This window comes from Streptomyces sp. NPDC003042, from assembly GCF_053591315.1.
This window is the reverse complement of sequence record NZ_JBSFTP010000018.1, coordinates 91,642-98,409: the sequence shown is the minus strand read 5'-3', so window position 1 is coordinate 98,409 and position 6,768 is coordinate 91,642. Positions and strand designations below refer to the sequence as shown.

General features: G+C 68.1%; 4 protein-coding genes and 1 pseudogene. 3 read left to right on the top strand and 2 right to left on the bottom strand.

What is annotated here, in order from left to right:
- A pseudogene (locus ACWDYJ_RS13035) lies at positions 1–413 on the bottom strand (hypothetical protein); the annotation flags it as partial.
- Positions 414–613: 200 nt separating this feature from the next.
- Between ACWDYJ_RS13035 and ACWDYJ_RS13030 the strand changes: the two are divergent.
- The 3 genes from ACWDYJ_RS13030 (at position 614) to ACWDYJ_RS13020 (ending at position 5,400) form a co-directional block, all read left to right on the top strand.
- Positions 614–1,861, top strand: coding sequence for a tryptophan 2,3-dioxygenase family protein (locus tag ACWDYJ_RS13030; RefSeq protein WP_451565576.1), 1,248 nt, complete (start codon positions 614–616; stop codon positions 1,859–1,861).
- Positions 1,862–2,748: 887 nt separating this feature from the next.
- A complete protein-coding gene (locus ACWDYJ_RS13025) occupies positions 2,749–4,575 on the top strand; it encodes a DUF6777 domain-containing protein (protein WP_451565575.1) in 1,827 nt (608 codons plus the stop codon).
- A 309-nt stretch (positions 4,576–4,884) separates the two neighbouring features.
- Positions 4,885–5,400 (top strand): DoxX family protein, encoded by a 516-nt coding sequence (locus ACWDYJ_RS13020; RefSeq protein WP_451565574.1) that lies wholly within the window; start codon positions 4,885–4,887, stop codon positions 5,398–5,400.
- 92 nt (positions 5,401–5,492) lie between these two features.
- Here ACWDYJ_RS13020 and ACWDYJ_RS13015 read toward each other — a convergent pair whose 3' ends face one another.
- Complete coding sequence (locus tag ACWDYJ_RS13015) at positions 5,493–6,590, bottom strand: winged helix DNA-binding protein (protein ID WP_451565573.1); 1,098 nt, start codon at positions 6,588–6,590, stop codon at positions 5,493–5,495.
- Positions 6,591–6,768 lie beyond the last annotated feature (178 nt).

Below are 6,768 nucleotides of genomic sequence, written 5' to 3'. Positions count from 1 at the left end.
GGACGGCTCGCTGCCCGGTACATGCAGGTGTTCAAGATGCTGATCATGGAGGACCTGAAGGCGAAGCTCGGCAAGTGAGGGCTGACAGCCCCGTAGCTGCTCCCGACACGGCAGACGCCGGAGAGGCCCACGGCCTCTCCGGCGTCTGCCGTGTCGAGCGGCACGAAGGGCACAGCGCCGGCGTGCCCAGGCCGCCCCGTTCCTTTGGCGCGTGGCCGACGCCGTGACCGGCTGCCGCCCCGTGCCGGCGAGCAGCTCATCGCGAACAGCGCGCAGCGGATCGGCAGCGGCCAGGTGCGGATCACCGTGGTCAACGACTCCATCCGGGTCCCGTTGGCATCGACGACTACGTACTCCAGGACGACCTTGGTCGCGTCGCCGTCCTCATACGGCTCGTTCGCGCGGCAGCGCACCGGCTCCTGTCAAGACACGAATTCTCGAGACATGACGTGCGGTCTTTCGATCATGCCTAGTGGACCCAGTACCTCGTTCGGACAGCGTGAGGCTGACCGTCGACCGGAAATCGTCCTTGCGCTGGAACCGCCGCACAACGACATGGGAGAGACGAGTAACGATGACTTCTGAAAACAGCAGGAGGGGATGCAAGCGGGAAATGACCAGAGGCTACGTGTGTCCGCTCCGGGAGAGGTGCGGATCCCGTACGTCGACCCTTGGGGAGATCAAGCGCTGGGCGGCCGCCGATCAGGTACCGCTGGAATCCGACGGTATCTCCCTCGCCCGGTCCGTCACGGAACACGTGCGGCGGACAGGGAAGCATTTCCTGCCGGAGCGAATGCTGGTCCAGTTGAGTGACATCCGGCACCGGCATGCCACGGACCGCCAGTTCCTCAACGCCTTTCTCGACTGCATGCTCGACAAACACGAGGGGCGTTTCTGGAATCGCTCCTACCTCATGCTTCCGGTCCTGGAGCTTCTCACGAACGAACGGCATTCCGAGTTGAGTGCGGACCGGATGTCCATCCTGCTCATGTCCGACGTCGTTCGTTTCGAGATCGAGGCGGCAGGCGGGTCGCGCGAGGGGCCCGTTTTTCGGGGCCGGCCGGATTCAGCGACGCTGGGCATGCGGTTGCGGCATGCCCTGCGGTTCGTGACGGAGGCCGGCGACTTGCCGTCAAGGAGGGCGTCCACACCCCAGTCCCGCTTGGAGGACCTCGTCGATCACCTGCCCCGGCCCCCGGCGACGGATGCCCTGCGGTGGTTCGACGTCACCGTCCAGCCTGTCTACGTACTGCATGACGAGTACTTTTTCATCCGGGTCCTCCAGACCCACGAAATGCTCTTCACCGCGATAGCCGCAGACATGAAGGCTGCCATCGGGGCAATACGGGCAGGGGACCTGGGGGAAGGTGTGGAACGAATAGACCACGCGGTGGCAATGTTCGAGCGCGCCGGTGCACTGTTTCGCACAGTCGCCACGATGCGGGCGGAGCATTTCTCCGCTTTCCGGCAGTACACCCAAGGTGCCAGCGCCATTCAGTCCGAGCAGTACAAGCGGTTCGAGAGTCTGTGCGGTGTTCCGCCCGCCTCACGCTTGCGCTCGGCCGCCTTCACGAGTGTGCCCGCCGTACGGGCCGAGGCGGAAGACGCCGGCCATGACACCGTTACCCGGGCATATCTCGATCTCCGCGGCGAGGGAGGCTTCGGCCCGGCGGAGTGGACTCGCCTCGACGCGGCGCTCAGCCGGTTGGAAAGGCGGCACCAGCGGTGGAAGTCGGCCCATCGCGGCCTTGCCGCGCGCATGCTCGGCGATGCGCACGGTTCGGGGTATACCGATGGCGTTCCGTACCTGACGGAATGCCTGGGGAACCGGCTGTTCTGGCAGCTGGGCACGAGCCTCTGAGCCGTGCCCCGTCGCGGAGCGTGCACGTCGCCTCCGCCCATCAGCAGCGGGTGGCTGACGTGAGGGAGGAGCCGGGAGCCAACGAACTCCCTGCCCGGTACCACGGCTTGGGCCCGGGCCAGGACGCTCGCCGGATCCGGACGGCCGGGATCGTACTGACCCCGGCCAGGCTCGCCGCGCCCGCTCGTACGCCGTGACGCGGCGGGTCGATTCCCGGCCCGGCCCGGGGAACGGAGACCCGGATCACGCAGATCCGATCACGACGAGCTGACCGCGGTGCCTCCGGATTCTCCGCTTCTCCCGCTCCTCCGCTCCTGCGTCCTCGCATCGCGGAAGTGGACCCCTGTCCCGTGTCAAGTCCCGAAAACTCGCGACATGACCGTGAATGCGGGTCAGGGCTTACTCAAGACGTGGGGTCACGCACAGCAGGTGGTCCCATCCGCGTCAGCTCGTGAGGAGACGGGGCCGCCCCGCCCGCCTCTTCACCTTTTTTCACGGGAGCCAAATTTCCATGATTCACGCCTCCAGGCCGTGGAGGCCATAATGGCTAGAAGGAGCGAACGTATGCGAACAATCATCATTTTCCCGATGCCCTACGTCGGGGGGAGAGTGTCGTGAGTTCCCTGCCTCCTCCGTCCGAGCGCCCCACCGGCCCCCCATCCGGTCCGCTGTCCGGTCGGTCGACGAATGAGCAGCCCCCGCCGACGGGGCCTCCGCCACCAGTGGGGCCACCGCCGCCGCCGTCATGGCCTCCTCCGCCCCCCGAGGGGCCTCCTGGTCCGCCGGCCGACAGCGGCGAGCCGGGCGAGCCGGGTCGGCGCCGCGAAGCGTCGGCTCATGGGTGGCGGTCGCGCAGAACCGTACTGAGTGCGAGCACCGCCGTGGTCATGGCGACGGCGGTGGTCCTCGCCTTCACCGTCATGGGCGGGAACCAGGCAGCCGGCGGAGAGGTCTTCCTCCAGGCCGCCTCGGCGGCCGGCCCCGATCCGTTCACGCCCTCGACGGCCACGGAGACCGAGTACGCCGAGGTCACGCCCGTAACCCCTGGTAAGTCGAAAGGGGGCGGCACGAGTGGCACGCGCACCCTCGCGGTCAACGGTGCGTACCCGGGGCTTTACGGGGGCACGCGGAACGTCGCGAGCTGCGACGTCGAGAAGCAGATCAAGTTCCTTACGCAGCACACGAACAAGGGCAAGGCCTTCGCCGACCCCCTGGGTATCAAGCAGCCCGACATCCCCTCCTACCTGCGGTCGCTGACGCCCGTTCACCTGGGCTGGGACACCCGGGTCACCAATTACGGGTACAAGAACGCCGCGCCCACCAGCAACCAGGCGGTCCTGCAGGCCGGCACGGCCGTCCTGGTCGACGACCGCGGCGTACCTCGCGTCCGCTGCGTTTGCGGCAACCCCCTGGCCCCGCCGGTCGCCGTCACCGGCAAGCAGACGTACAGCGGCAAGAAGTGGTCGTCGTTCCAGTCGACCGACATCGTCGCGGTCAAACCTGCCGAGGAGCCGGTGAAGAGCGTCACGATGTTCGACAAGGACCGCAAGGGATGGTACGAGCGCCCGAGCGGAGACGTGCAGGGCAAGTACGACCACGAGGTCCCTCCCCCGCAGGGCCAGAAGCCCGACTCGCCGTACCCGGTCCTGCCGCCGCCCCATCAGGGACCAGTGGAGAAGCCCCCGGACAAGGACAAGGGCAAGGAACACGACGAGGACAGGGACAAGGGCAAGGACCCGGGCCAGGCTCCCGGTAAGGACCCGGGCAAGGACCCGGGCCAGGCTCCTGGTAAGGACCCGGGGAAGGATCCCGGAACTGATCCGGGGAAGGACAAGGACCCCGGGAAGGATCCCGGTAAGGACCCGGGCCAGGCTCCTGGTAAGGATCCGGAGAAGGAACCCGGTAAGGACCCGGGGAAGGATCCCGGAACTGATCCGGGGAAGGACAAGGACCCTGGGAAGGAACCCGGTAAGGACCCTGGGAAGGAACCCGGTAAGGACCCGGGGAAGGATCCCGGAACCGATCCGGGGAAGGACAAGGACCCTGGGAAGGATCCCGGTAAGGACCCGGGCCAGGACCCGGGGAAGGATCCCGGAACCGATCCGGGGAAGGACAAGGACCCGGGCCAGGCCCCTGGTAAGGACCCAGGGAAGGAACCCGGTAAGGATCCTTACCAGGAACCCGGTAAGGCTCCGGGTAAGGATCCGGGCCAGGCTCCTGGTAGGGAACCGGGCCAGGTCCCCGATAAGGATCCGGGCCAGGCTCCGGGAACTGATCCGGGGAAGGATCCCGGTCAGGGCGTCGGTAAGGAGCCTGGTAAGGCTCCCGATAAGGCTCCGGGCCAGGCTCCCGATAAGGCTCCGGGCCAGGCTCCCGGTAAGGACCCGGGCCAGGTTCCCGACAAGGATCCGGGCCAGGCTCCGGGAACTGATCCGGGCCAGGCTCCGGGAAAGGACCCTGGTCAGGGCGTCGGTCAGGACCCCGGTAACGATCCGGGCCAGGCCCCCGGAACTGATCCGGGCCAGGCCCCGGGGAAGCACCCCGGTCAGGGCGTCGGTCAGGACCCGGGACAGGGCCCCGGAACGGATCCGGGTAAGAGGAGCAGTCCGGATGATCCTGCGGTCCCGGCGCCTGGGTATGACGCTCCGGCCCCGCCACCTCGGAATGATGGCCCGGCCCCTCCGCCTGAGGGTGGTTCCTCGCCGGAGTACTGAGGTCACGGAACGTCGGGCCGGTTTGGGAAGACGCTCGGCTGGGTTTCCGGCCGAGCGTCGTTTTGAGTGGCCGACCGTTGAGGCCTTTAGCCACGGCTAGATCCTCATGCTGAGGAGTGCGCCGACAAGGCCTTCGTGCGTCAGGGCGTGCGCGCGGGCCTCGGTGGGGTCCCGGAGGCGGTTGCGTCGGCCGGCGCCGGCACCAACCGTGCGACACGCTCTGCCTCGGCGTGCGCGTAACGACCGAGTTCCCCTGCCCCGCGGCACGATATCGAGACCGATCGCCCCCGATCTGAAGGGGTAACCCGCATGGCTCCGCTCACCACCTGGCAGACAGCGCTGACCGCGACGCACGCGCCCCCGGCGGTCGTCCTGATCCGCCTCTACGTCGGCGCGGTCTTCCTCTTCGAGGGCATCCAGAAGTTCCTCTATCCCGATGAGCTCGGGACCGGCCGGTTCGACACGGCCGGCATCCCCGCCCCGCAACTGCTGGCGCCCCTCGACGGGCTCTTCGAGATCGTCTGCGGCGCGCTGATCCTGGCCGGGCTGCTCACCCGGCTTGCCGCTCTCCCCATGATCGTCAACATGCTCGGCGCCCTGTTGATCACCAAGCTGCCCATTCTGTGGGCCGACGCCCCGTTGTTCACCGGCAGATCGGGGTGGTGGGACTTCATCCACGAGTCCCGCACCGACCTGGCCCAGCTGTGCGGCAGCCTCTTCCTGCTCATCGCGGGCGCGGGCGTCTACTCGCTGGACGCCCGCCTCCAGCGCACCGCCGCTGTCCCGGCCGATCCGGCCGATCCGGTTCAGGCCGGGCGTCATTGACCGGCTGAGAGCCCTGCGGCCCACGGACGCTGCGACTCGAACATGCTGACGCGCACCACGATGTGGCGCATGCGGACGCCGCTCGCCACCGGTCAGTTGTGGAGGGTGACGAGGCCGGCCGTGGAGCGGAAGTAGTCGGCCGCTGACATTTCCAAGCCGTCCTCGGTGCGTACGCGGGAGACGACGAGACCGCCGTTGCGGCCGGTCGGGGCCTCGGCTCCGGTGACGACCACCACGCCGTCATCCTCGGTGTGGACAAGGCCGCCGGGGATCCCGGCGTACCGGCCTGCGGAGACAGTGGCGGCGAGGAGTTCGAGGCGTCGGCCGTTGTGGTGGGTGTAGGCGCTCGGGTAGGTGTGGGACCGCGTGCGGACAAGGCGCTCGATGTGCTCGGCCGGCTGGTTCCAGTCGATGCGACTGTCCTCGATGGACCGCTTGTGGGAAGCGTCGGCCGCGTCGTGTGCGGGAACGCCGGCGCCCTTATGGATGACGCCGGCCGGAGTCGGGTCGACGTGGCCGTGCACGCGGCGTAAGAGGGAGGCGAGTTGGATGCGCTCCGCCGGGCTCAAGGGGGCCAGGAGGTCGTCGTCGGTGGACGCTATGTCGGCGCTGAGATGCGCCAGGGCCGCCCGGCCTTCCGGGGTGAGCGTCACCATGACGCGGCGGCGGTCGGAGGGGTCGCGGGCGCAGTGGACGCGGCCCGCCTTGTCCAGGTCGTTGACGATCTTGACCAGGTCGCTCTGGTTCATGTCCAGCCGGGATGCCAAGGCCACCTTTGACTGGGGGCCGAGGTCGGCCAGCAAGGCCAGCACGGTCAGGTGCCACAGCCGCAGTCCGTAGGCCGTCAGTCTCTCCGAGAGTCTGCGTCGTGCGGCCTTGCCCAGTGCGTACATGAGGTACGCGTTCAGGTTCAGTACGCGCGGCGGTGTCGTGCTCATGGCTCGCGGGCCGGAGGTCCGGTCCTGGCCGTCGCCTCCGTCGGGCATCGGTTCCCCGTGCTGCTCTTCGGGGGCGGCCGCCACCGTTGCGGCGGCCGGCGTGACAGTGCTGCCCCGCACCGTCATCGCGTCGATGGTCAGATCGGAGTTCACGATGGAGCGGAACACCTGGGCCCAGTCGGTCGGCGTGTTCGACACGCCGACGATGACGAACTTGGCGCCGGAGGAGTCGTGAGCCGTCCCTGAGGTCACCGGCTGCTCCATGGCTTTCCCTTCCCATCCCCACACGGGGTACGTGTTCCAGGAGCCTCAACACCCGGAAGGAACAGTGGAATTAGGCTAGCCTAACCTCCATGCCCGCGGAAGCGATTGATCGCCGCGCCGCAGCCCATCGCCGCCGCGTGGATCGGGTGATCCACGCGGTGGCAAT

What these genes read in the sequence shown, in the direction of transcription:
- ACWDYJ_RS13020 (WP_451565574.1), top strand. Translation starts at nt 4,885, where the DNA reads ATGGCTCCGCTCACCACCTGGCAGACAGCGCTGACCGCGACGCACGCG.
- ACWDYJ_RS13030 (WP_451565576.1), top strand. Translation starts at nt 614, where the DNA reads ATGACCAGAGGCTACGTGTGTCCGCTCCGGGAGAGGTGCGGATCCCGT.
- ACWDYJ_RS13025 (WP_451565575.1), top strand. Translation starts at nt 2,749, where the DNA reads ATGGCGACGGCGGTGGTCCTCGCCTTCACCGTCATGGGCGGGAACCAG.